The sequence below is a fragment of the Chthoniobacterales bacterium genome, assembly GCA_039930045.1.
Lineage (GTDB): Bacteria > Verrucomicrobiota > Verrucomicrobiia > Chthoniobacterales > DASVRZ01 > DASVRZ01.
This window is the reverse complement of record JBDSQB010000017.1, coordinates 1-23,446: the sequence shown is the minus strand read 5'-3', so window position 1 is coordinate 23,446 and position 23,446 is coordinate 1. Positions and strand designations below refer to the sequence as shown.

The 23,446-nt window shown below is 57.1% G+C and carries 20 protein-coding genes; 11 read left to right on the top strand and 9 right to left on the bottom strand.

From position 1 onward, the window contains the following. Nucleotides 1-11 precede the first annotated feature (11 nt). Nucleotides 12-728, top strand: a complete 717-nt coding sequence (locus tag ABIT76_13300) for a hypothetical protein (protein ID MEO7934124.1) — start codon at nt 12-14, stop codon at nt 726-728. A 69-nt stretch (nt 729-797) separates the two neighbouring features. Beyond that, nucleotides 798-1,766: a biotin synthase BioB gene (gene bioB, locus ABIT76_13295; GenBank protein ID MEO7934123.1), complete on the top strand. Its 969-nt coding sequence runs from the start codon at nt 798-800 to the stop codon at nt 1,764-1,766. 9 nt (nt 1,767-1,775) lie between these two features. On the opposite strand, the gene ABIT76_13290 is transcribed toward bioB, so the two are convergent. Together ABIT76_13290 and ABIT76_13285 are read right to left on the bottom strand one after the other, a co-directional pair. Next, entirely contained in the window at nt 1,776-2,099 is a 324-nt protein-coding gene (locus ABIT76_13290) for a hypothetical protein (protein MEO7934122.1), read from the bottom strand. 6 nt (nt 2,100-2,105) lie between these two features. Then, on the bottom strand, nt 2,106-3,071 hold the full coding sequence (locus ABIT76_13285) for a dihydroneopterin aldolase (GenBank protein MEO7934121.1): 966 nt from the start codon (nt 3,069-3,071) through the stop codon (nt 2,106-2,108). Between the two features lie 99 nt (nt 3,072-3,170). Between ABIT76_13285 and ABIT76_13280 the strand changes: the two genes are divergently transcribed. Then, nucleotides 3,171-4,307 (top strand): hypothetical protein, encoded by a 1,137-nt coding sequence (locus ABIT76_13280; protein ID MEO7934120.1) that lies wholly within the window; start codon nt 3,171-3,173, stop codon nt 4,305-4,307. Between the two features lie 8 nt (nt 4,308-4,315). Here ABIT76_13280 and ABIT76_13275 read toward each other — a convergent pair whose 3' ends face one another. The 3 genes from ABIT76_13275 to ABIT76_13265 form a co-directional block, all read right to left on the bottom strand. Further along, a complete protein-coding gene (locus tag ABIT76_13275) occupies nt 4,316-4,675 on the bottom strand; it encodes a DUF721 domain-containing protein (protein MEO7934119.1) in 360 nt (119 codons plus the stop codon). 63 nt (nt 4,676-4,738) lie between these two features. Next, entirely contained in the window at nt 4,739-4,972 is a 234-nt protein-coding gene (locus ABIT76_13270) for a ferredoxin (GenBank protein MEO7934118.1), read from the bottom strand. 128 nt (nt 4,973-5,100) lie between these two features. Next, entirely contained in the window at nt 5,101-6,630 is a 1,530-nt protein-coding gene (locus ABIT76_13265; protein MEO7934117.1) for an MFS transporter, read from the bottom strand. A gap of 148 nt (nt 6,631-6,778) precedes the next feature. Between ABIT76_13265 and ABIT76_13260 the strand changes: the two genes are divergently transcribed. The 7 genes from ABIT76_13260 to ABIT76_13230 all read left to right on the top strand — a co-directional run bounded on the left by ABIT76_13260 (nt 6,779) and on the right by ABIT76_13230 (nt 16,418). After that, nucleotides 6,779-7,612 carry a prepilin-type N-terminal cleavage/methylation domain-containing protein gene (locus ABIT76_13260; protein ID MEO7934116.1) on the top strand — a complete coding sequence of 278 codons (834 nt, stop codon included), beginning with the start codon at nt 6,779-6,781 and terminating at the stop codon, nt 7,610-7,612. Next, on the top strand, nt 7,609-8,100 hold the full coding sequence (locus ABIT76_13255) for a hypothetical protein (protein MEO7934115.1): 492 nt from the start codon (nt 7,609-7,611) through the stop codon (nt 8,098-8,100). The genes ABIT76_13260 and ABIT76_13255 overlap by 4 nt, the downstream gene beginning before the upstream one ends. A gap of 1 nt (nt 8,101) precedes the next feature. Continuing rightward, the gene (locus ABIT76_13250; protein ID MEO7934114.1) at nt 8,102-9,058 is read left to right on the top strand and encodes a prepilin-type N-terminal cleavage/methylation domain-containing protein; all 957 of its coding nucleotides are present in this window, start codon (nt 8,102-8,104) and stop codon (nt 9,056-9,058) included. After that, nucleotides 9,055-13,338 carry a hypothetical protein gene (locus tag ABIT76_13245; protein MEO7934113.1) on the top strand — a complete coding sequence of 1,428 codons (4,284 nt, stop codon included), beginning with the start codon at nt 9,055-9,057 and terminating at the stop codon, nt 13,336-13,338. The genes ABIT76_13250 and ABIT76_13245 overlap by 4 nt, the downstream gene beginning before the upstream one ends. After that, on the top strand, nt 13,335-14,132 hold the full coding sequence (locus ABIT76_13240) for a hypothetical protein (protein MEO7934112.1): 798 nt from the start codon (nt 13,335-13,337) through the stop codon (nt 14,130-14,132). Before ABIT76_13245 ends, ABIT76_13240 begins: the two co-directional genes overlap by 4 nt. Before the next feature lie 202 nt (nt 14,133-14,334). Next, the gene (locus tag ABIT76_13235) at nt 14,335-15,237 is read left to right on the top strand and encodes an NTP transferase domain-containing protein (protein ID MEO7934111.1); all 903 of its coding nucleotides are present in this window, start codon (nt 14,335-14,337) and stop codon (nt 15,235-15,237) included. Nucleotides 15,238-15,323: 86 nt separating this feature from the next. Further along, entirely contained in the window at nt 15,324-16,418 is a 1,095-nt protein-coding gene (locus ABIT76_13230; protein MEO7934110.1) for a M42 family metallopeptidase, read from the top strand. Nucleotides 16,419-16,498: 80 nt separating this feature from the next. On the opposite strand, the gene ABIT76_13225 is transcribed toward ABIT76_13230, so the two are convergent. Both ABIT76_13225 and ABIT76_13220 read right to left on the bottom strand, forming a co-directional pair. Further along, complete coding sequence (locus ABIT76_13225) at nt 16,499-17,833, bottom strand: MFS transporter (GenBank protein ID MEO7934109.1); 1,335 nt, start codon at nt 17,831-17,833, stop codon at nt 16,499-16,501. Continuing rightward, nucleotides 17,820-18,527, bottom strand: coding sequence for a PHP domain-containing protein (locus ABIT76_13220; protein ID MEO7934108.1), 708 nt, complete (start codon nt 18,525-18,527; stop codon nt 17,820-17,822). The genes ABIT76_13225 and ABIT76_13220 overlap by 14 nt, the downstream gene beginning before the upstream one ends. 76 nt (nt 18,528-18,603) lie before the next feature. Between ABIT76_13220 and ABIT76_13215 the strand changes: the two genes are divergently transcribed. Then, nucleotides 18,604-19,173, top strand: a complete 570-nt coding sequence (locus tag ABIT76_13215) for a DUF1802 family protein (protein ID MEO7934107.1) — start codon at nt 18,604-18,606, stop codon at nt 19,171-19,173. On the opposite strand, the gene ABIT76_13210 is transcribed toward ABIT76_13215, so the two are convergent. Both ABIT76_13210 and ABIT76_13205 read right to left on the bottom strand, forming a co-directional pair. Next, complete coding sequence (locus ABIT76_13210) at nt 19,154-21,361, bottom strand: adenylate/guanylate cyclase domain-containing protein (GenBank protein ID MEO7934106.1); 2,208 nt, start codon at nt 21,359-21,361, stop codon at nt 19,154-19,156. The two genes, ABIT76_13215 and ABIT76_13210, sit on opposite strands and share 20 nt — an antisense overlap. 412 nt (nt 21,362-21,773) lie before the next feature. Next, nucleotides 21,774-23,249, bottom strand: a complete 1,476-nt coding sequence (locus ABIT76_13205) for a Do family serine endopeptidase (protein ID MEO7934105.1) — start codon at nt 23,247-23,249, stop codon at nt 21,774-21,776. Between the last annotated feature and the right edge of the window lie 197 nt (nt 23,250-23,446).

The window sequence follows — 23,446 nt, the reverse complement described above, 5'->3', positions numbered from 1 at the left end:
AATGCCGCCTCATGCGTCCCACTTTGCTCCTGCTGATCGCGGCTTTTTTTCTCAGCACGTTTACTGAACTTCGCGCCCAAGACAGCGTCCCGGCCAATCTGCCCAACGGCGAATACGTGATCGTTACCGGCGGCGTTTCCGTGATGATGTGGGAGAAATACAAGCGCGAGCCGCACGATAATTGGTGGCTGAATTTCATCCGGGCGAGTCGCATTCGGATCGAGGAATTGCGCACGCAGTATCCCAACATGCCGATCACATGGATGGTCTATGCGCCCGCCTACAAACGCCGCGAGGCGCTGATGCACGAGGGCGATCTGTTTGGGATCATCCGATCGATTCCCAAGGCGTTTCATGTGAAGCTGGTGCTCTTCGACAAGCAGTCGGAGGTGATCAATTACCTGAACAACCGCAACGCCGGGCGGCTCGCGGGCTTTGAGTATTTCGGGCACTCGAACAAGGCGTGTTTCCTCTTTGATTACAGCAACGAGATCGACAGCGCATCGAAGGTTTGGCTGCACGAGACCGACTTGGTAAAGCTCAACCGCGGCATTTTCGCGAACGGCGCCTATGTGAAAAGCTGGGGCTGCCACACCGGCGAAAGCATGTCGCAGAAATTCAAGGCGGCAACCGGCGTGAAGATGATCGGGGCCAACGGGAAAACGCAATATATGACGGAGACGTTGCCCATTATTTCCACACCCGGCGGCAACTGGGTGGGGCAGTAGAAGAGAACAAGTCCCTCTTGTTTTTTTGACTGCCAACAGGCTGAAAGCTTGTTCTACTATTCCACTCGCATGAAACTCGCCGACCTCGAACGCCTCTACCACCAACCCTTTTTCCAGCTCATCTCGCAAAGCCGCGACGTTTATCTGGAGCATTGGACCGGCAACGAGGTGCAGCTTTGCACGCTGCTTTCGATCAAAACGGGCGGCTGCTCGGAGGATTGCGGCTACTGCGCCCAGAGCGCGCGCTACACGACTGGTGTGCAGGCCGAGCGCCTGATGACCACCGAGCAGATACTGCCGATTGCCCGGCAGGCGAAGGAAAATGGCTCGACTCGTTTTTGCATGGGAGCCGCCTGGAAGGGCGTCCGCGACGGCGACTCGCGCTTCGAGCAGGTGCTGGATTCGATTCGCGAAGTCAGCAAACTCGGCATGGAAGTCTGCGTGACCCTCGGTAACCTCACCGACCGCGAGGCTGAGCGGCTGAAGGACGCGGGCGTGACGGCTTACAATCATAACATCGACACGTCCGAGGATTTTTACCCGGAGATCGTCACCACGCACACCTTTCAGGACCGGCTCAACACCATCGGCAGCGTGCAAAAAACCGGGATGGCCGTCTGCTGCGGCGGCATCATCGGCTTGGGCGAAACCATCACCGACCGGCTGAAAATGCTGGAGACCCTTTGCAGTTTCAATCCACCCCCGGAGAGCGTGCCGATCAATTGCCTCATGTCCATGCCCGGTACGCCGCTGGAGACCCAGCCACCGGTGGACATTTTCGAACTCGTCCGCCTTATCGCCGTCACACGGATCGCCGTGCCGAAAGCCAAAGTCCGCCTCAGCGCCGGTCGCACCCGGCTCACACCCGAGGGCCAGGCGCTGTGTTTCTTTGCGGGCGCGAACTCCATTTTCTACGGCAACAAACTCCTTACCGCCGCCAACCCCGGCAAAGACGCCGACCTCGATTTACTCGCGAAGCTGGACCTCATTCCGCAGCAGCCGTTTGCAGAAGAAACGGTGAGTGCAACAGCCGTTTAGAGCGGAGTTTCAGGCGAATGCAGAGGTGATCTTAAAGCCGCTGACTTTGCTTTCCCGCACGCCCATTCTGGCGAGCAGATCGTCGCCGCCATCGCTGAAAGAGAGTTTCCAGATAAAAACTTGAGCGCCGCGATCCTGGAGTTCGCCCAGAAAAATCTCATCGCAGCCAGAGGCTAATCGGGGCTGAAGATCGGCAGAAACGCGCCCGAAGATTTCAGCGGTGATGGCACTTCGAAATCCCGAGTCGGCGTCGGCTAGAAACTGCGAATGGTTGTCATCGCGCAGGGAGACGAGGAGGTTTTTGAACAAAACGGTCGTATTTCGATGGCTCATAAAAGGTTAAATTTCCACGCTGACCTGCTCGGTGTAGGGCAGAATGAATTTGCGGACTTTCACGCGGGCGGAGGCGACGTTGGGAAAAGTCAGGATTTGTTTTCTCACATCCGCAGCGAGAGTTTCGATGAGACGCCATTGGCTGCTCGTGGCAAAATGGCGGATCGCTTCGCAGACGGCGGCGTAATCGACGGTGTTGCAAACGTCGTCGCGCATGTCGGAAAAAAGTGATTTGGGTTGGATCGCAATGTCGAGGAGGAGGCGCTGCGGATGGGCGATTTCCTCGTCAGGCACGCCGACGCGGGCGTCAATTTGCAGGCCGTCGATACGAATGCAACTCCGCTCATTTCCGATGGATTCCATGAGGATTTGCAGGTCGCCGAGGTCACGAACGATGACATCGGGACCGGCGGCGGCGAGCTTGGCGTGATCGTCAAACCCGCTGAGCAACGCGACGGCCAGCACTCCGGCGTGATGCGCCGTGGCGACATCGTGGACCATGTCGCCAGCGAAAAGCGTCTCGTGCGCCTGAAGCCCGTGAACGCGGAGGATTTCTCCGATCTCGTGGCGTTTGTCGATGATTCCGGTGTAACTCCGCTCAAAAAATTCCGTGAAGCCAAATTTGCCCGCCTGATGCTCGAAATGGCTCGGGCTGATGGTGCTGAGAACGAAAAGGCGGCGGCCCGTTTTCTGGCAAAATTCGAGGAAGGCGCGCGAGTTCGGCAGCGGTTCGACGGCCTCGGCGAAGGGGACGAAGTGGCGGTGATAGGCCTCATTGATGACGTCCATCGAGTGTGCCGACATGCGTTTTTCGTAAAACGGATCCATCGGAAGGCAGAATTCGGCGCGAAATTCTTCCAGCGTGATCGAGGGCAACTCGAACTCAGCAAAGACGGCGTTGGTCGCCTGGACGACCGGGCGCAAATCGTCCACCACCGTGCCGGACCAATCGAGGATGACGTTTTTGATCATGCCTGCATCGTGTTTATGACAAAGGGAAAATACGACGCAAATCCTATGGGTCGCAGGAATTTTGACACCCAAATCAGCAGGAGAGATTTCAACTAATACTTGTTCGTATCAATCGCGGGCTATAAACGTTCTTTCATGATCAGTAAGCTACTTGTCGGTGATTATCGAAAGGGGCTTCCATGGTTGGCTTTGTTATTGGCGAATAGCCTTTTTTTTACTTCTTGCACCCGGCAACCATCTGTTCCGCCATCTGAGGAGACGCCGACACCGGTGCCGATCATCGAAAAACCGATTCTCGAGGCTTCTCCGACTCCGACGCCGGAAGAAACGCCTCGCGTGGAGGAGACTCCGACTCCCATTGCCACACCGACACCTATCGCGCGCGCTCCACTGACCTTGTCGGATGTGGTGCGGGATCGATCTCTTTGGCCCAAGGAAGTGGTGCTCACTAGGCCCGCCCAATTTCCGCTAATGCTGGATGGTAAAATAGTGGGAGCCGCAACGAGGCCTGCCGGCTCCGTCGTGCAAGTCATCCGCCCGACCCTCCAAGGTCTTGAAGTGAGCTTCAACAACACCCCCACCACCATCCCGGCGACCTCCACCGATCTGCTGGCACGTGCCGAAAAGCTGCGTCCTGCCGCAGAGGGTGTGGCCCCCGTCGCGACTATGATTGGCAAAACGAATTTGAATGCCGCGAGCACTCCCGGAAGGACGGCAGCTACTTCCGTTTCCACAATATCCGCCCCTGTAAAACCATCCGGTTTTATAGCTCCATCAAAGCTGCTGGTCGAAATGGTCCGTCTTCGCCGAAGCCGCATCGAGGGAGGCGACTACGACGATAAAATCGACCACATCCGTTTGAAGGCAAAAATCTCGAACACCGATCCGCAGCTCGCCACGGAGCCGTTGAAAGCCACGGTCTTTATTTTTGCCGACAGCATTCTTTACAGGGGACATCGTAAGCTGCTGGGCCGCGGCTCGTTCGATCTGAAACTCGCTCCACGCACGGAAAAAGAATTCACCACAGATGAATTTGACACCGCTTATGACACGACCGACGCGCGATTCGGCTACAAATACGGCGGCTGGATTCTCGACGTATGTGACGCGTCCGGCAAAAACGTTCTGTCAAAAACCTCGTCGCCCTCATTGGAAAAGGCTCTGCCTGTGGTGACTTCGATGCGCGACACAAACGTTTACGACAAGGACTTCAAGCCCACGAACGATATCCGCTAAGTTCCATTTCATCCGGCGCAGAAACGCACATCCTTAATTTTCTTGGGTCCGTATTTGGCCTTCAGCTTGCGCAAAACCTCGGGTTTCCAGACGCGGTCGAGCTCGTAGAGCAGCGTCGGCTGGATGACCCGGACCCAGAGCACGCCGTCCTTCAGCCGGTGCGGCTTCGAGTGACTTCCAAGGAAATCACCGACAAGCTCGCCCCACGTGCGGGTGATTTCCGCCTCGTCGAGCCGGTCGCCGAGGCCGAGTTTTTTCATGAGCGGCCCGAGAACATTGCCCACGGTGACGCAGCGGTCGGGACGTTTCTTGGGTTCCCAATAACCGCGGAAGTCCGCCAGCAGTTCGGCGCGCAATTTCGGATTCATCGGCAAAAGAAAACCCCCATTTCCCGAAGGAATGAGGGTTTCAAATTTTCATGTGAGCGGGAGTTAGACGCCGTCGTTGCCGATGGCCTCGACCGGGCAGCCTTCCATGGCTTCCTTGGAGAGCGCCTCCTCCTCGGGAGTCTCGGGCTGCTTATGCACGTAGGAATGGCCGCCGTCGTCGTTGCGGGTGAAGTTGGCCGGTGCGGTCTCGCGGCAGAGATCGCAGTCGATGCATTGGTCGTCCACGTAGTATTTGCCGGTGACGTTGTCTTCGTATTTGTTCGCTAGGTCTGCCATAAATTGAGTGGGTAAAATCGAGCGAGAAAATAAGGGGCTCACCGGGGTTTGCAATCCTTTTTTGCAGGGCTGCCCGGCTGAGTCGAATGCAACTCGAATTTGGCGGCGGTTCGCTGGCCCGGAGTGTCTCAGGCCATTACGGTTTCTTTGGCTTTGGCGGCGCGGCGGTTTTCGAGAGCCTTGCGGACGCCGTTCATGGATTCCTCGTTGAGCTTAAAGAGGCACGACATGACGAGGGCGCAGAAGGTGAAGAAAATGCCGGGCCCGATGGCGAGCCAGAGGAGTTTTTGCAAGACCTCCGGGTGCTGGAAGGTGGTCTTAGGATCGACTCCGGAGAAGTTGACCAGCCAGCCGACGATGAGCACGGAAAGGGAGATTTCCAGTTTGTTCATGAAGGCCATCACGGAGGTGAAAAGGCCCTCGCGGCGTTCGCCATGCTCCATTTCATCGAGGTCGCAGATGTCGGGCACAATGGCGTTCATCATGGTGGCGCTGATCACCGAGAGCGGCGAAAGGATGAGGAGCGGCACAAGGAAAAGCCACGGGTGCGCGGGCGTGAGGAGGAGCGGCTGGCAGAGCAGCAGCATGAGGGCGATCAGCGATGGAATAATGAGCCCGGCGCGTTTGCCGAGTTTCACGCTGATCGGGCGGATGAGCGGGAGCACGCAGAAGCCGAGGATGCAGGCGTAGAGACCGGCGTTGCCCGTGAGTGCGCCGGCGGCATTTTTGTCGCCGCTGAAGATGTAATAGATGCCGATGTAGAAGAGGAGACCTTGGAAAACGCGTTCCCCGAAAAGCTGGAACAATTTATAGAGCATCAGGACGACGAACGGCCGGTTTTTGAAGGTCTCTCCCAGAGCCGTGAGGATGGGAGTGTGGTTGAGTTTGGCTGTTTGCTTGAAGCGCTCCGTGCAGTTTCGCGTGGTGTAAAAGGCGGAGGCGAGGGCGGCCAGAACGACGACGCCGGCGATCCAGCGGATGCCGTTCACCTCATTGGCTGGCGCGCCCTGGACGGTCTTGAAGGCTGCCGCGAGAACGCCGTTCATATGGGCGAAATCCATTCCTCGTGAGAATAGATCCCGGATCGTGGCGATCACGCCATGGTGGAAAATCGGGCGCAAGGCAAACCAGTAGGTCCAGGCGTTGAGAAGCAGCACGCCGGTCGTGAAATAGCCGGAGAACGCGGCGATGCGGGAACGCTCGTTGTAGTCGTCGGTCAACTCATAGCCGAGTGCCGTCCAAGCCATCGCGTAAACGCCCCAGGAAATGTAAAAGAGGGTGCCCAGGATGGCGAGATAGGCGAGCTGGGCGTTTTTGCTCCAACTGCTGTCGCCCCACCAAAGAGCGAAAATGAAGAGGCTGGCGAGGACGGAGCCGATAACGAGAAAGGGCTTGCGTCGGCCCCATCGGGTGTTGGTTTTATCGGAAAGCTGCCCCATGAAGGGATCAATGATGGCGTCGATGATCCGGGGAAACGCCATGGCGGTGCCGACCACCGCCGCGCTCCAGCCGAAGCCGACGGTGAAGAAATTCATGGCCTGCCCATAGAGGCAGATGAGGACATTGGTCGCGATGCCACCAATGGCCCAAGCGAAAATTTCCTGGCGCGAAGCCACATAAGGCTGGTGGGACGATGCCGTCGAAGAACTAGCGGTCATGGATAAGGGGAGACACGTTGTTAGGGGAGATCACTGTAACTAAGAGAAATGTATAGAAGCCGCGACACTTTTTAACCACCATAAGATGAGTTAACCGGGTAATTCACTTGCGACTTGTATCTATAATGTAAAGACATAGATTTTGGATGTGAAAAATGTCCCCCAGGCAAGATTGGCGCAGCATTGTCTTCGCAGCGTGGTGAGTCCAGATCGTTGCCATCGTAAAATTCCTGGATTCACGCTGGTCGAATTGCTCGCTGTGTTGGCGATCGTTATCTTGATCATGGCGTTGGCGGGTCCAACCCTTCTCAAATTAAAGGGAGCTGGTGATGTGACCAGTGCGGCCTATGATATTTCCGGTTTGGTTGAGAATGCACGCGCCTTCGCCTTGGCGAACAATACCTACACATGGGTCGGCTTTTACGAAGAGAACAATACGGCTCTTTCAGCTCTTCCCGCCACGCCAAGTCCGACTCCACCCTACCCTGGCAAAGGGCGAGTCATCATGGCCGCCATTGCCTCCAAAGATGGCACGACTATTGTTAATGATAGTGTGAGTGGAACTTCTGTTCTTGACCCAACAAGGTTCTATCAAATTAACAAAAATATTAAACTCGAGAACATTCATCTGGTGGATATCGGCGCCCCGGATCCTACTCAAGATCCTAATGCCTTGGGGAGCCGTTCTTCGCTTCCGTATAACAACACTTTGCAAGGTCCGTTTAGTAGCCAGACGCGCATCAGCAGTGAGGGAACTGAAGTCACTCGCCGTCCCTTTGTTTCCCAGGGATATACCTTCTACAAAACGATTCGATTTAACCCGCGTGGCGAGGCTCAAATCAATAGCACCTATACTCCCAAGCGTTGTGCGGAAATCGGCATCATTCCTACCCACGGCATCATACCGGACACTGCCAGTAAAAACGTGGTGGCCATTCAATTCACTGGCATTGCTGGAAACGTGAAGATCTATCGCCGATGAACCACAAATTTTTCCAACGCACTTCTGCGTTCTCCCTGGTCGAGGTCGCTGTCGCCGTGGGCATTGCCGGCTTCTGCTTGATGGCCATCTTTGGTTTGTTGCCTGTAGCCCTGAAGAGCAATCAATCTGCCGTGGAGCAAACTTCGGCCAACGCGATTATAGCCACAGTCGTTTCCGATCTGCGCGCCACTCCGCCGACTTCTCCTCCAGGCACTGCGGCCACATCCAGTCTCTATTCCATTTCCATTCCGGCCAGCAACTCGCCTGCGACCCAAACCTTGTATTTTGACAGCGATCGCAAGCAAGTCGCCTCGGCCAATCTGGGTCGATATCGCACCACATTAAATTTTCTAGCAGCTCCTGCAGGCTCAGGAGTCAGATCGGCCACGGGGATCAATATCAAAGTAAGCTGGCCACCCGCGATTGATCCCTCCACGGGTAACCCTAATGGATTTGTGCAGGCATTTGCCGCGTTAGACCGCAATTGAGATGAAAAGAATCCCCTCTAACTCCAGCCGAGGCGCGGGCTTCACCTTGGTGGAGGTTTTAGTTTCGATGTCGGTCCTGACCATCCTGCTGGTTTTGATCATGCAACTCTTTAGTGCGACGACCACGGTCATTAACCTGGGCAACAAGCACATGGATACCGATGCTGCGGCTCGCGCTTTGCTGGACCGCATGAGCATGGATATTGGAGCCATGGTAAAACGCTCGGACGTTGATTATTATTTAAAGGGACGCCCGGCCTCGAATGATCAGAAAAACAGCGACGACCAACTCGCTTTTTATAGTGAGGTGTCAGGGTACTATCCGAGCAACGGTTCTCCAAGCCCAGTGTCACTGGTGGCTTACCGAAAAAATACTACCTCCTTCCGGCTGGAGCGCCTCGGCAAAGGGCTCGTCTGGAATGGAGTCTCTGCCACAGACACGCCAGTCGTTTTCCTGCCTATTCCGCTCGCGGCTCCATTGCCAATCCCATCGCCTGCGCCCAGCCCTGTAGCTGCCGTTTATGCTCCAGCCTGGCCTCAAGCCGCTAACATGACGGACGATCCACAAGGAGACTATGAACAAATCGGGCCGCAAGTCTTTCGCTTCGAATACTACTATGTCTTAAAAGGCCAGGGAGCCAATGCCTCCATCCTTAGCGACACGCCTTGGGATACCCGAGCCAGTCACACAAGTATCAACGGCCTTCAGGATGTCGCGGCCATCGGTGTCGCGATCGCGGTGATCGACCCAAAAAGCCGCGTCCTGGTCACTGATACCCAATTAAAAACCCTCGCCGACCAGATGAACGACTTCTCCACTACTCTTAAACCCGGTGAATTGGAGGCCCAATGGCAGGCCGCCGTGAACGCCAGCGCCATTCCCCGTGTGGCAGCGTCTGCCATCCGTGTTTATGGCCGCACTTTTTATCTGAATTCCCCCACCTCCGCCCATCCATGAAAGCTTCCTCTCATTCTTCTGCCCAGCGTCAGCGGCAAGGCGTGGCGCTCGTCATCATCCTCTGCTTCATCGTCCTGCTCACAGGGCTGGTCGTGGCTTATTTTTCGCGCTCGATGACCGACCGCCAGCTTTCCAACAGCAGCTATAATGGCGGCAACGCCGATACCTTTGCCCAAAGTGCCGCCGACATCATTATCGGCGATCTCAAGCAAGAGATCGTCGCCGGGTCTTCCCCCACACCCGCAGGAAACATTCCACTCTATGTCCCCACTGCGGCGGCAAACATGCTGCCTGCAAGGAGTGGAAATCCGGCGCTAGTTGCAGGTGTCGATCCAATCCCTAACTTGGTTCGTCGAAGTGTTAAATCAGATACGATGGCTAGCCCGGGAATCAAGAGCCGCGCCGTGGATCTTAGTTCTTCTCCAGTGGATGCAACGACTGTGGCAAAAAAGGGACAGATTAGTTTTGCGCGCTGGAACAAGCATTATCTTATTCCTCAATTAACTCCCGGAACTCCTACTGACACTACTCCGGCAGCAGCTTTTGTCCCGCCAGACTGGGTCTTCGTTACTTCTACAGAAGGTCCCAAAACGATTACCACCACCGATTTTCCAAAAGTGGTGGGGCGATACGCCTATGCGGTTTACGACGAAGGTGGACTCCTCGACTTGAACGTCGCTGGCTACCCTTCCATAAGTTCTACAACGCAGGCTGCTAGCAAATCCTCCTTGGCTTACGCCGACTTAGCCCAAATCGGACTCACGACCACCTCTTCCGGCTTTGTTAATGATTTAGTCGGTTGGAGAAATTACGCCTCTTTAAAAATGGGTGGGGCATTTTCCGGATTTACCGCAGCAACGTTTCCAGCAACAGCGGGAGCGGACTATTTCAATTTGGTTTTATCGAACAACTCAGGTTTTTTGAAAGTAAATACCGCAGTCTGGAAAGAGCGGACAGACCAACTAATCACAAGTCGGCAAGAACTTCTCGCACTTCGCCGCGTTCTTAGCCCTTCGGGGAGTTCATCCCCTCTTCAGTATCTCACCCACTTTAGCCGCGACATTAACCAGCCTTCTTATATTTCGCCCGTGCAGTTGCCGAGCAGCACAGCCCCGGTCGTCCTTGCTGCAAATCTCGGCGGCAACAATACTGTCGGCGGTGACAAACTCATCAACCCGAGCTTCCCCGCAGTCCGAGCAACGACGACTTTTCAGCGATACGACTCGTCGAAGTCAACCGGGTTTGGAGATAATGCTGTCGTAGGCGAACCGTTTGTCAAAAAACGTTTTTCCCTCCAACGCCTTGCCTGGATCACTTACAAAGGTCCTAGCGCATCTCGGACTCAGAGCGATGCGGATATCCAGGCGATTATTAACAATGGCATTCCCTGGACTTATCTCCAGCAAGGCACCGCTACAAATATTCAGAATTATTTCGGCCTGACTTGGGACTTAACGAATAGCAGGTGGACTTACGACATCCATAGAGGCACGGCGGCGTCCAATCGCATTATCAAGTTCGTCGGCAGGCCTGCCAGTGTTTCGGCTGCGGATTCCACCAAGTATGTTCAGGATTCTGGGCGCGAGCCCAATTTCTTTGAGCTGCTCAAAGCCGGGATTTCTGTCGGGTCACTTGGTAAAGCAGCTACGACTTCGGGAACCGACGTTTCCTCCGTTCCAAATGGCTATAATGTTAATGGTTCGCAAATTCCGCTTAACCTGCGCTACGCTTTCGATAGCTCGGTGGATTATCATGTCATTCAAATTGGGGCCAACATTCTAAGTGAAATCAATCCGACGAGTTATCCGATTCGAATTGCTTTCGACGATGCTAGCGGCCGCTCCTTTGACGGCAAGACTGGGTGGGAATTCCAAGGGGTCACTGATCTTCCTTATCTTAACTACGTTTTCAATGGCGTGATCCGAACGCTGGCACCGGCTCCGGCACACCCACTGGGCGGCAACCAGGCTGTTGACGGTTCGCCCCATCAAGCCCCGACAGCGCAATTGGTGACGCTTACCGAGCCCGGAAATGCCTATATCGTCCAGGTTCCGGGCGTGTGGAATCCGTATGATCCCAATGGCACGCCAGGCGTCCTTCGCCCGGCAAAATTCAGAGTCGTCATCGACAGCAATGATCCCTTGTCACCCCCCGGCAGTGGTGATCTGCAGATCTGTCGTTTTGCGGCAGGTTCCAAAAGCACGACGGCCAGCGCCGTCAGCAGCGATGGATTGGGACCTCCCAACGCAAAGTATTCAACAGACAGCGACGTGGCGGTGGGAAAGAGCGCTGATATACTCAATGGAGGGCCCGGAACGGCTATTTATGATGCCGTGACGTTCAACGACAGTAATGGCACACTCTATCGCGAGCCGACGCTTATTTTCGATACCACTGCCCCCGGAAATGCGACGCGGGTGAGCGCGCTGAGCGGCGCAAACCCTGCGGCGAATATCAAATCCATCGACGATAATCCTCTTGCCGGCTCGTCGATTCCGAAAGGAACCGACCTGGCTCCCCTCGTTTTGGGACCAATGCCTCTGGCGTTTTCTTTCCCAGCCCCGGCTCCTACTACCACTGTTTACTCCTCAACCGGCTATATCGCCCTCGCCCAAGGAACCGGGGACAACCGGGTCTATTTTACTTATCGCCTTCAATATGAGTATCCCGCCGGCAGTGGCACGTGGATTACTTATGACATGAAGTATGGACGGACGAGTTGTGGGCTGACCAGTTTTCAAAATAACTGGAATCAAAACGCCGGCCCAGGATTTTCCTCCTGTGTAGTCAAAGGCGCGGACGGATGGAATGCCTATAGCTGGGCTTCCGCCATCGATCCGCGCACCGCGCGATTCGGATTAATCATGGATACTTTTAATGGCGCGAAATCCGGCGCGGCGTTCGGCAAGGCCCCAGCCGATACCGGTTGGATATTCGAATCAACCGGGGCAACGACGACTGTTGGGATCACTTATCCTATTCGGCAGGATAACTCCGTTGGCTTTGGCTTTGCCAATCTGGATTTAGCCAACCAGCCTCTAGGTGGGCGGCCCGGTAACAACCAAACCCTTCTGGGCCTCCCCTTCGGCACGAAAGACATCCCATATCCTTCCTTTTCTGCCGGGTGGACTGTCCCTGCAATCCTGGACAATAACGGTGGTCGGGTGATGGACATTTACATGTTCGCTCCGGGGATGTATGCGCAGAATAATCCCAGCGCTCCTTTCTATAAGACAATCTCCGGCGAGGCGGACGTCCAGCCATGCTACTATGCCGACGCAGACGGTGTGGTTCGCCGCGCGACAGGAGCTTATGTGCCCTCCAGCAGCGGCAACAGCGCGACTACTCCCGTGGGATTGCCGACATCGAGCATCAATGGATATTCCGGCTCTCCGTCGGTGTATCCGGCCAGCAAAACACCATTCACCCAGTCCCAAAGCCGTCCGTTGTTGCTCCACCGTCCTTTCCGGACGGTCGCAGAGCTGAGCTACGTCTTCCGCGATGTGCCTTGGAAGAACCTCGATTTCTTCACGCCGGAGAGCGGAGACGCAGCCTTGCTCGATCTGTTCTGCATCAATGAAACAAGCGACTCGAATGGCCTCATTGCCGGCAAGGTAAATCTCAACACACGCCAAGCTCCCGTTCTGGCGGCGATCGTCGCCGGTGCCTACGTTGACGATCCGAAGGTGACGGACGCCACAGTTGGCTCGGTTGCACCAACATTATCCACAGCCATTGGAACCGCGCTCACCGCGCGCACAGCCGATACCATCAACTACGGCCCGCTTCAGAATGTCTCCGAGCTCATAGGTAAATGGAAGAGCGCTGTCCCTGCGTCGGGAACCACCTATGGGATTGCATCGTATCAACCGAGCAATTCCGCCAATAAGTGGGGAATAGATTTGCCGTTTAATTCCGGAATCGATGGATACAAAGATGGACAGCAATCTTACATCGGATTTAGCGGCGCTACTGCGACTCCATCAGGTGGAACGCTTGGCGACGCTTACGTCAGCATCTCAAATGCCTCGCTGAAAACGAGCATGAGCCAGGTTCAGCGTTTCCGAGAGGCTCCGATCCGGGCCTTGGCGAGTGTCGGACAGACGCGGGTCTGGAACTTGATGATCGACGTGGTGGCTCAGACCGGACGTTATCCGCAATCGGCCACTGCTCTCGACAAATTCGTCGTCGAAGGCGAGCAACGCTACTGGGTTCACGTGGCAATCGACCGGCTGACCGGCCAGGTCATCGACAAGCAAATTGAAGTGGTAAAAGAATGAAAACTAAAGTCGCTCTCACGCTTATTTTCGGTTGGGCATCTTTCGTAATGGGCCAGGCACCGACCCCCATGCCCAGTCTTCCGCCTTTGCCTTCCGGCCCTTTGCTGAAGAGGGCTCCCGATTTCTCAACATGGACCGTTACATTCAAGGGGCACGTTATTGAGCAGACGGCACCTTCCGCAACCGCTACAACCGGCGAAGGCGGTAAAAAGGAGAATGAGCCTGTGTTGAGTGTCTCGACGGTAGTGAAGACTGGCACCACGATTGTTGAGCAAAATGTCGAAGCGAACGGGCAGCGGCGTCAGATCTGGCACTATTCCGGTGCGCGAATTGTGCAGGCTCCCGGCACCTCCAATCCCACGATCTGTTCCGACTACGGAGGCGGCGACATTTTCTCCATCAATTTCGCCTCTACTGATTTTGCAGGTCTCGACTGGCTCTCACAAAAAACGTATTCGGGCATCGTCAAATACCAAGGGAATGACTGCATCATTTTCAACGGAACTGTCAGTCCCCTGAGCGTCAGGGCCAAGGTCGATGAGCAAGCGGATATCCAGATCGCAAAGGACTTCGGGCAGCCGCACGCGGATAAAGTAATGGTGGCGGCGACGGCTTGCATTGATCTCGCAACCCGGCTTCCCGTTTTCGTGCAGTTTGGGCATGAAAAGCGCACCTACCAATACGGCACTCCTCCCACGAGCCCGCTTGCTTTGCCGACGGAACTGGCGGGTCCCTTGCAGGCTTACGTCAAGCACATGCAAATACTCTCCGCGCCCGCCGCGAGGGCTTACTAAGCAGCACTCCAGAGCAAAGTTACAGAGAAGCTCTTAAGTTGGCCGATGGGCAAGGGCATCGTTGAAGCTGATTCCGCGGATTCCTGATACCAAGCCTTGGAGGCTCGCAGCAGCAATCGCTACCTGAAACGAGCGGCAACTTCTCTCGAAGCTTTACTCAGTTGCTGCGGCGAGGCATCATTTCTCCCTTTCACCCATCCCTATGTCACAACCCCTTACGCTCCTCGTTCTCGCCGCCGGCCTCGGAAGCCGGTTTGGCGGGTTTAAACAAATCGCTCCGGTCGGCCCGAATGGCGAAGTCATCCTCGATTACTCGATCTTCGACGCGCTGCGCGCCGGGTTTGATCGCGTCGTCATGGTCATTCGACCCGAACTCGAGCAGCCGTTGCGCGAGCATTTTGCGGAGTTTCTCACGCCGGACTTGCAGGTGGATTTCGTCTTTCAGGAAATGACCGACCTGCCCGAGGGCTTCTCCGTTCCTGAAGATCGCAAAAAACCCTGGGGCACTTCGCACGCCGTCCTCGCCGGGCGCAAGGTGATTAGCGGCCCCTTTGGCGTCATCAATGCCGACGATTTCTACGGGGAGGACTCCTATCGCGTCCTCGCCGACAACCTCCGCACCCTCCCGCTCAACACCCAGTGCCTCGTCGGATTTAACCTCCTGAAAACCCTCTCGCCCAACGGTACCGTCTCGCGCGGTCTTTGCCAGGTCGATGCGGCGGGCAACCTCAGCGATGTCGTCGAGCTGACCAAGATCGAACCCGACGGTGCCGGCGGCGCGCAAGCCCTCGACAGCGGGACGCCCGTGCCATTGAACCCGAATGACGTCGTTTCCATGAACATGTGGGGCTTCGGCGCTGAGGTATTGGACGATCTCTGGCGGCTCTTCAGCGATTTCCTCGCGGACAACATCGGCAATCCGAAGGCCGAGTTTTACATTCCCACAGCGGTCGATGTGCTCATCAAGGAAGGCAAAGCCACCTGCCGCGTGCGCCCGTCGGGTTCGCCCTGGTTCGGCATCACCTATCCCGAGGACAAGGCCGAAACCGTCGCCAGCATCCAGGCGCTGGTGAACGCTGGAAAATACCCGAGCCACCTGCGGTAAATCATCCGCTGGAAACGCTACTCCCCCAGACATCATCCCGCTTTTCCGAGTCGATTCGCGAGGGTTCGTGAGCTAAGGTCCCGCCCATGATGACACCTGCCGCACGCGACTTTCTTTACGATCTCCTCGACACTCCGAGCCCGACCGGGTTTGAAATGCCCGGCCAGCGGAAATGGGCGGGTTACATTCGACCCTTCGCCGACTCGGTGGAAAACGACGTTTACGGCACCACCTGGGCCACACTCGATGGCCAGCCGAGTCAGGGCCAGTCTCAGTCAAAAAGCATCATGCTGGAGGCGCACGCCGACGAGATCGGGTTCATCGTCAAGCAAGTGACCAAGGAAGGCTACCTGCGCCTCGACCGCGTCGGCGGCTCCGACACCGCCACAGCCCGGGGACGCCGTGTGCAACTCCTCGGCGATAAAGGCCCCGTCCTCGGCATCATCGGCAACACCGCCATCCATCTGCGGAAAGATTTGTCCGACGAAAAAGCGCCGAAGATTCACGAGCTTTACGTCGATATCGGGGCCAGCAACGCCGACGAGGTCAAGGAACTCGGCATCCGCGTCGGCCACCCGGCGGTTTACAGCGACTCGGCCCTGCCCTTCGGCAAAAACCGCATCGTCGGGCGCGCCCTCGACAACCGCATCGGCGGTTTCATTCTCACCCAAGTCTTCGAGCGGCTGGCGGCTGAGCGCGGCTCGCTGGCGTCCACCGTTTACGCCGTCAACGCCGTGCAGGAGGAGATCGGTGGCAACGGCGCGCGCATGATCGCCCACCGGCTGGCGCCGGATATTTGCATCGTGCTCGACGTCACCCACGCCACCGACACCCCGGGCATCGACCAGGCCGTCCATGGCGAATGCGTCCTCGGCGGCGGCCCGTCCATCACGCATGGGACTTGCAATCACCCCGTCGTCATCGCGCGCCTGCTGGAGTGCGCCGAGGCTGCGGGCATCCCGATCCAGCACGAAAGCAGCTCGCGTTACAGCGGCACGGACACCGATGTGATCTTCAATTCCCGCGACGGCGTTCCCAGCGCACTCATCAGTCTGCCATTGCGCTACATGCACAGCATCGTGGAAATGGCGAGCCTCGACGACGTGGAAAAAGTGATCGCCCTGCTCGTGGCGTTTGTAAAATCGGTGAAGCCGGGAGACGATTTCTCGCACCGGTTGTAAGTCACGGCTCTCGGGCGGCCTTCCAGCGCCTGCAAACCGACCCTGGGCGTGGTTGGAATGGAAAGCCGCGAGTTGCAGTGTTATCGGCCAAAGAGGCGTCCCAAACGGCGCAAACTCCCGAAAATGGCGAAGTCGCGGCGGTTGAGTTTTCCCAGTTCGTGCTCGTGCAGGACCGAAACCAGCAGGGTAGTGACGAGGATCAACGCGGCGATGAGGAGGAAATAGAGCGAGTAGTGGTTGACCGACCACGCGCCGATCTGACCCGCCGTTTGCCGGAAGGCGTCGAGTAAAATGCCGAAAAAGATCGGCGCAAACCCGGTCAGCGCGCTGGTGGTCACGGTGAAGAGGGCGAAAAAATGGTTGCGGCCCATCGGGGGCATCACGCCCATGGCGAGAGTGGCGTTGGCGACGGCAAAGTTTGAGGTCGTCATGCCAAAAAGGCCGTTGAGGAGGGCTACCATCCACCAAGTGCCGGGCAGAATGTTGGCCGCGAGGCCGAGCCAGCCGGCCACGGTGACGGCGGTGAGAAACGTGCTCAGGCGCAGGGCGTTCTTCGCTCCCACCTGATGCAAAAGGCGCGCGGTAAAAGGGAGCGTTGCGAGTGCGCCAGCGAAGGTGCAGAGCGACAGATAGATGATGCGACTTTCAGGAAAATGGAGGCTTTCGCGGGTGTAGGCGACGGTGAACGTGCCCAGGCTGCTCGTGGCCACGCACCAGAATCCGGTGAAGAGAAGGAGCTTCTGGAAAGGGGGAAACTGGACGATGGCCTTCCACGGAACGGGGTGCGACGACGTGCTGACGGCATTTCCCATTTCGGCATCGGGCATTTTCCGCAGGGCAAAAAGCGAAGTGACGCCGGCGAAGGCGCTGAGCAGAAAAACCACGGAATAACGAGCCGGGTGGGGGAGGAATTGCAGGGTGATGGCACTGAATCCGAGGGCTGCGAGACTGCCACTGTGAACGGACATTTGTTCACGGGAAAGATAGGCTCCCCGCTGATTGACCGGGAGCAATTCGGTAATCCAAGGGAGCCAGACTCCCATGGCGATGCCGCGCATAATGGCAAAAACAACGAGCAACAGGAGGACGAGAGCGACTTTGGTGGGTGCGTCGATGAAGCTGAGCAGCGGCACGACGGACAAGGCGAATACCATGGTCGTTCGCAGGCCCCAGCCCCCGAGCATGAACTTCCGGTAGCCGAATTTCGCAAGGTATCCGCCCGCAAAAAGCTGGAGAAAAGTGAAGAGAGAAAGAAGCGCCGAGAGAATACCGAGGACGGTGGCGGAAGCGCCGAGGCTCTTGGCGTAAAGGATGACCGGCGTGCCGGTGGCGATCTGGAAGTTGATCGCGTTGCAGAAGGCGAACTGATAGCCGTGCCGCATGCCCGGAGGCATCTCGGCGCTAGGCGCGTCCACTGCCTTCGTATTTTTTCTTTTTGCGAAAGCGGAACCAGTTGCCCCAGGTCTTTTTGAAGTTCTCCTTGGGAGTCAGATAGCTCTGGTTGAGGTCGTTGCCCTTGGTAATCTGCTCAATGATCCCCGCTACGGAGAAATCGGTGGTCTTCAGGATGGTGTAAGCGGTGCCGATGGCGGCCTCGTGGTGCGCGTCGCTGGCGGCGGTCATGGGCAGCTTGCGGGCTTGGGCGTAGGCAAAGGCGTTGTGATTGTAGCGCTTCAGCGTGCTGGCGGCGTTGAAAACCTCCAGTGCGTCGATCGGCAAAACATCGAGCACATTGGACCGAATCCCGGCTCGAAAGAGATCAAACGGATGCGGCGGAATGGCCAGGCCGCCCGCCTCGTGAATGAGTTCACAGACGTCGAGAGCCGGTTTGCCTTTGAGATAGGGCAGGGTGGCTCCAATGCAAAGCAGGTGGCCCTCGGCGGTGGTGACTTCGACTCCGGGAATGATCAGAAAATTATTTACTGGCAGGCCGTCCTCGCGCATCAAGCCTTTGTCGATGAGGTATTTGACGGCGTCGCACGTGTTGTGGTCGGTGATGGCGAAACCTTGGAGACCCTTGCGTTTGGCGGAGGCGATCATGTCCTCCAGGCTGCTCACGCCGTCGCCCGAATAATGGGAATGAGAGTGCAGGTCGATTTTTAGCGCCATAAATTTACAACGAAAAAGCAGGGGCTCATCCGTTGAGGAGGTTGCACCGAAAGGGAAACTGCGTCAATCATGCGATATGACGAACGGATTCAAGGAATGGGCGCTGGTTTGCGCGGCGCTGGCGGATGGGACGACGAGTCTCATCCTTCGCAAGGGCGGGATCGCGGAGGGTCGCGACGGGTTTCGCTTCAAGCACGATGCGTTCGTTCTCTATCCGACACTCTTTCACGAGCAACTCGCCAAGACCCGGCTGCCGGCCGAGACGCCTGCTCCGGTGCTGGAGGAGGGGCTGGTGACCATTCAGCTCTGGGCCGTGGTGGAATGGACGGAACTGATCACGGATCGCGCCATTCTGATGCAACTCGAGCCGCACCACATCCTGCAACCGGCGGTGGTGGAGGACCGCTTTATTTACGATCCCAAACCGGGCCAAACGATGCAGTCTGACGGCGTGAATGTAGCCTTTCTCCGTGTCTGGAAGGCGAGCCGCCCATGGCAATTTCCCGATGAGTCGAAATATGGTGGTTGCCGGAGCTGGCTTGAGCTGCCCGATGTGCCGGAAGACATCACTTGGACTCCGGTCTTGAGCGATGAGGAACATGCAGCCCGGCTTGCGGAGTTGCGGGCTACTTTGTCTTCATCGTAAAGACGCCGTCCCAGTCGGGGCCGGGTGGATTCGCCATGAATGCCTCGCAGCGACTTAGATAAAGTTCGCAGACCGGGTCGCCCGGGTTTTCCAGCAGAGTCTCGGTGAAATGAATAAGAGATTCGATGAATTGCCCCGCGCGATAGAGATGGATCGCGTCGCCAAATCGATCCAGATAACTCGCCAACTTCGGGGGCATCGGCGCGTCGGAAGGCTGATGCACCGCGAACACTTCCGTCGGCGCGCCTTTCCCTTTCACCCGCACGCGGTCGATGCTTTGCAGGACAAATCGATCTCGCACCAGCCCCGCCACGTCCTCGCCGATGAGGATATCGATGCCGTAGTTTTTTGTGAGACCTTCCATGCGCGACGCGAGGTTGATCGGGTCGCCGATGACGGTGAATTCGCTTTTCTCGGGCGAACCGATGTCGCCGCGAATGACTTCGCCGTGGTTCAAGCCGATGCCGAAACGAAACTCCGGCAGTCCCGCCGCCCGCCAGCGCTCGTTCAGTTTTTTCAGCGCCACGCGCATGTCGAGAGCGGAGAGCACCGCACGCCGGGCGTCTTCCGCGTTGCCGTGGCTTTTCACGTTTCCCCAAACAGCCATGACGGCGTCGCCAATGAATTTATCGAGCGTGCCATCATGGGCAAAAACGCATTTCACCATCTCAGTGAGATATTCATTGAGCTGGACCACGAGCTGGGCGGCGTCGGCATTTTCCGTCATCGAAGTGAACCCGCGCAGATCGGAAAAGAGGACCGTCACCGGGGTGCGTTTGACTCCCATAAACTCGCCGGGATTGTCCAGCAACTCGCTCACGAGATTGCGCGAGACGTAGCGTTCCAGGGTGCGCCGGGTGCGGGCGCGCTCCAGTTGTTCGACGACGAACTGGTAAACGATCGACACGATCCCGCCGCCGTTCAGAGCGAGCAGGGGCGCGATGGTGATCGGATAACAATGGAACTCGTTATAGAAAATCCACGAGAGCCCGACGAAGCCGCCGCTCCCGGCCAGCAACGAGAGAAACTGCCGCACCGGTTTGTGAAAAACACAGCTAATCGCAAACGCCAGCGCCGCCGCCAGTGCGATCAAGAGCGTCGCGGCCCAGGAAGAAATGCGCGTGACGAAGCCGTTTTTGAGTGCCGCATTTAGCACCTGGAGATGCATGTGCGGGCCGGGAACGGCATCGAACGGCGTGCGCATCTCGTCGTGCATCACCCGCGCATACGGGCCGATGATGACGATTTTGTCCTTGAAGACCGCGCCGTCCTTGAAGTTGCGGCTCCAATAGCGCGGCACGAAAAGCTGATAGATCGGACGCGGGCGGAGTCGCGGTGTATTCGGCTCGGCGAAATGAATCGGATAATCGCCGAGTCCGTGCGGAATCTTGTCGGCCAAACCCGCCTTCGCCAGCGTGCGGGCGGCGAGCGATTGGTAAATCTCCTGTCCGGGCTCAAATCGATAGCCGTTGTAAATCTCCAGCGTCGTCCGAAATAGCGCACTGCGGACCACGCCATCGAGTTCGCCGCTGTAATTCACAAAACCCACCCGGTCGTCCACCGGCGTCGTCTGCGGAATGAGCGAGTCGCTCGGCATCGTCTGCGTCCAGGTTTGCTGGCCGTCGGGCTTGATCAATTTGTCGAAATTGCTCCCGACCACGACGTGGTCCCGGTACTTCTCCAGCATAAGCCTGAAGCCCGGATCGGCCGTCGTCTCGCTGCCAAAAACCAAATCGAAAACCACCACCTTTGCACCGGCGCGCACCAATTTATCCAGCACCAGCGCATGAACCTCGCGCGACCACGGCCAGGGGTGAGTCATCAATTCCAGCGCGCGATAATCGCTGCCCGCCGGGTCCATTTCCCCGGCGAAATCTTGGAGATCAATCTCGTTGATCGAAGTCGAGGCGTCGTCGATTCCGATGGCGACAAGCTGATCGGTGACAGGCGCTTTTTTCCCGATGCGAACGAACCGGTCGTTGGTCGAGTTCTCCCACGAGACCAGGATATCCGGGAAAACGTGCCGCCAAAACGTGTAGAGCCGAATGAAAGTGGGCTGGTTTCCGAGACGTGGCCCCAGAACGGCGATGGTGACAAATTGCGACCAGTAAAACGCGATCACGAGCAGCCCGATGCCGCCGCAAATCCCCGCCAGCCAGAAGGAACGACGCAGGTGTTTGGCAGCCACCCCTCTGAATTAAACGCGCAAACCGCCGTTGACGAGCCCGATTTCCTGCCGCCAGATCGGCAAAATTCAGGCGAGCATACCCAAATCGAATGGAGCCGAGGGAATTTTCAATGGACGCGGGCCGATTTCAATGGAGTCGTCGCGAATTTCAATCGCAACACGTCCCATTTGAATCGCCACGAGTTCCATTTCAATGGAGCTGCCAGTATTTTCGATGGCGACAGAAGAATTTTCAATGGACGCGCGGGAATTTTCAACAGCGATGTCTCAAAGTTCAATCGCCACGACTAGAAATTCAATAGACTGGCCGCGAATTTCGATAGTTTGCGTCGCAATTTCAATAGATTTGGGCCGGATTTCAATAAACGACCCTTTCTGCATCGCAAACCTGCGAAACCCGCTCAATCTTTCTTTATCTGGCAGGCACGACCACGAACGATCTCTGGCGTCCGCGCACGACGAACAGGACCTGACTCGCATTCGGATCGAGCGTGCTGACCAGCGCGCGGTATTCATCCACCGAATGAATCGGGTTGCGGTTAATCTCCTGGATCACGTCGCCCTCCTTCAACTTCCGACCGGCAGGCGTGTTTTCATCCACTGCCGTCACCACCACGCCGCCGCCATCCTCGGCATCGGCGACTTCGATGCCGACCATCGCCTGCGCCGGTGCGGGCACATTCGGAGTGGCGGACGAACGCGGATTGACCGGAGCGGGCGCCCGCCGTTGACGAGCCGCCAGCGCGGCGTAATTCTCCGGTTGCTCGAGGATCTTGGCGGTCAGTTTTTTCTCCTGATTATCGCGCAACACCACCAACTCGACCTTCGAGTCGATGGGCATTTGCGAGACGTTGTTGCGCAGCGCCACCGGGTCGGCGATCTCCTTGCCGTTGAATTTTTTAATGATGTCCCCCGGCTGCACCCCGGCGATGTCGGCGGGCGAACCGTCCATCACTTCCTCGACGATCACGCCATCGAGCCCGGTCGCGCCCACCTGGCTGGCAAGCTCGGGGGAGACGACTTGCATGGTGACGCCGAGGTAGCCGCGCACGACTTTTCCCCGGGAAATGACGCTTTCGACTGTGTTTTTCACCGTGTTCGAGGGAATGGCAAACGCGATGCCCTGGTTGCCGCCCGACTCGGAAAAGATCGAGCTATTCACGCCGATGACCTCGCCGCGAATGTTCACCAGCGGCCCGCCAGAGTTGCCGCGATTGACCGCCGCATCGGTCTGAAACGCCTCGACCATACTGTCGGAAGTCGCCTTGCGTCCTTTGGCGCTGATAATTCCCTGACTCACACTTTCCTGCAATCCATAGGGGTTGCCGATGGCAAAAACGAGCTGGCCGACCTCGACTTCGTCGGAGTTGCCCATGGCGAGCGGCGTGATGTTTGGCAGTTCGATCTTCAGCACCGCGAGGTCGGTCACGGGGTCGGCTCCGAGGATTTTCGCGGGAGCGGTGCGGCCGTCGGCGAGTTGCACCTGGATCTCGTCCATGTTTTCGATCACGTGATTATTCGTCACGATGTGGCCTTCCTTGCTGACGATGAAGCCGGAGCCGAGCGACGATTGCACCTGCTGCCGGGTGCGTCCCTGGCGGCGGCGTCCGAAGAAAAATTCCAGCGGGTCGATTTGCTGCTGCTCGATGCGTCGCGACGTGGTGATGCTGACCACGGACGGCACGACGGCGCTGGAGAGTTTTTTGTATTCCGAGTCGAGTCGCGAGAGGATCTCGAGGTCGCCTTCCCCGAGCTTCGGCTTGTCGGCGGGGGTAAATTTCTCCGGCCGCCAGTTGGTGGAATGCCGCGTGAGCTGACCTTGTTTCTGGTAATAGAAATAGCCGAGCCCTAGGCCGAGCAGGAGGACGAAGAGGAGAAATCTTTTCATGAGGTGAGGGAAAAATCAGGCAATGTGCTCCATTCGACAAGCGTCGGCGGGAAAATGTTGAGGCGGGTTTTTTTGGAAAGGATATGGAGCAGAAGTTTCCCGGGAGCGCACGCGTCTCGCGTGTTCCAGCGGACGTCTCGTCCGATGGCTGGGACGAGCTCTTTCGCGAGACGCAAAAGGGAACACGCGAGACGCGT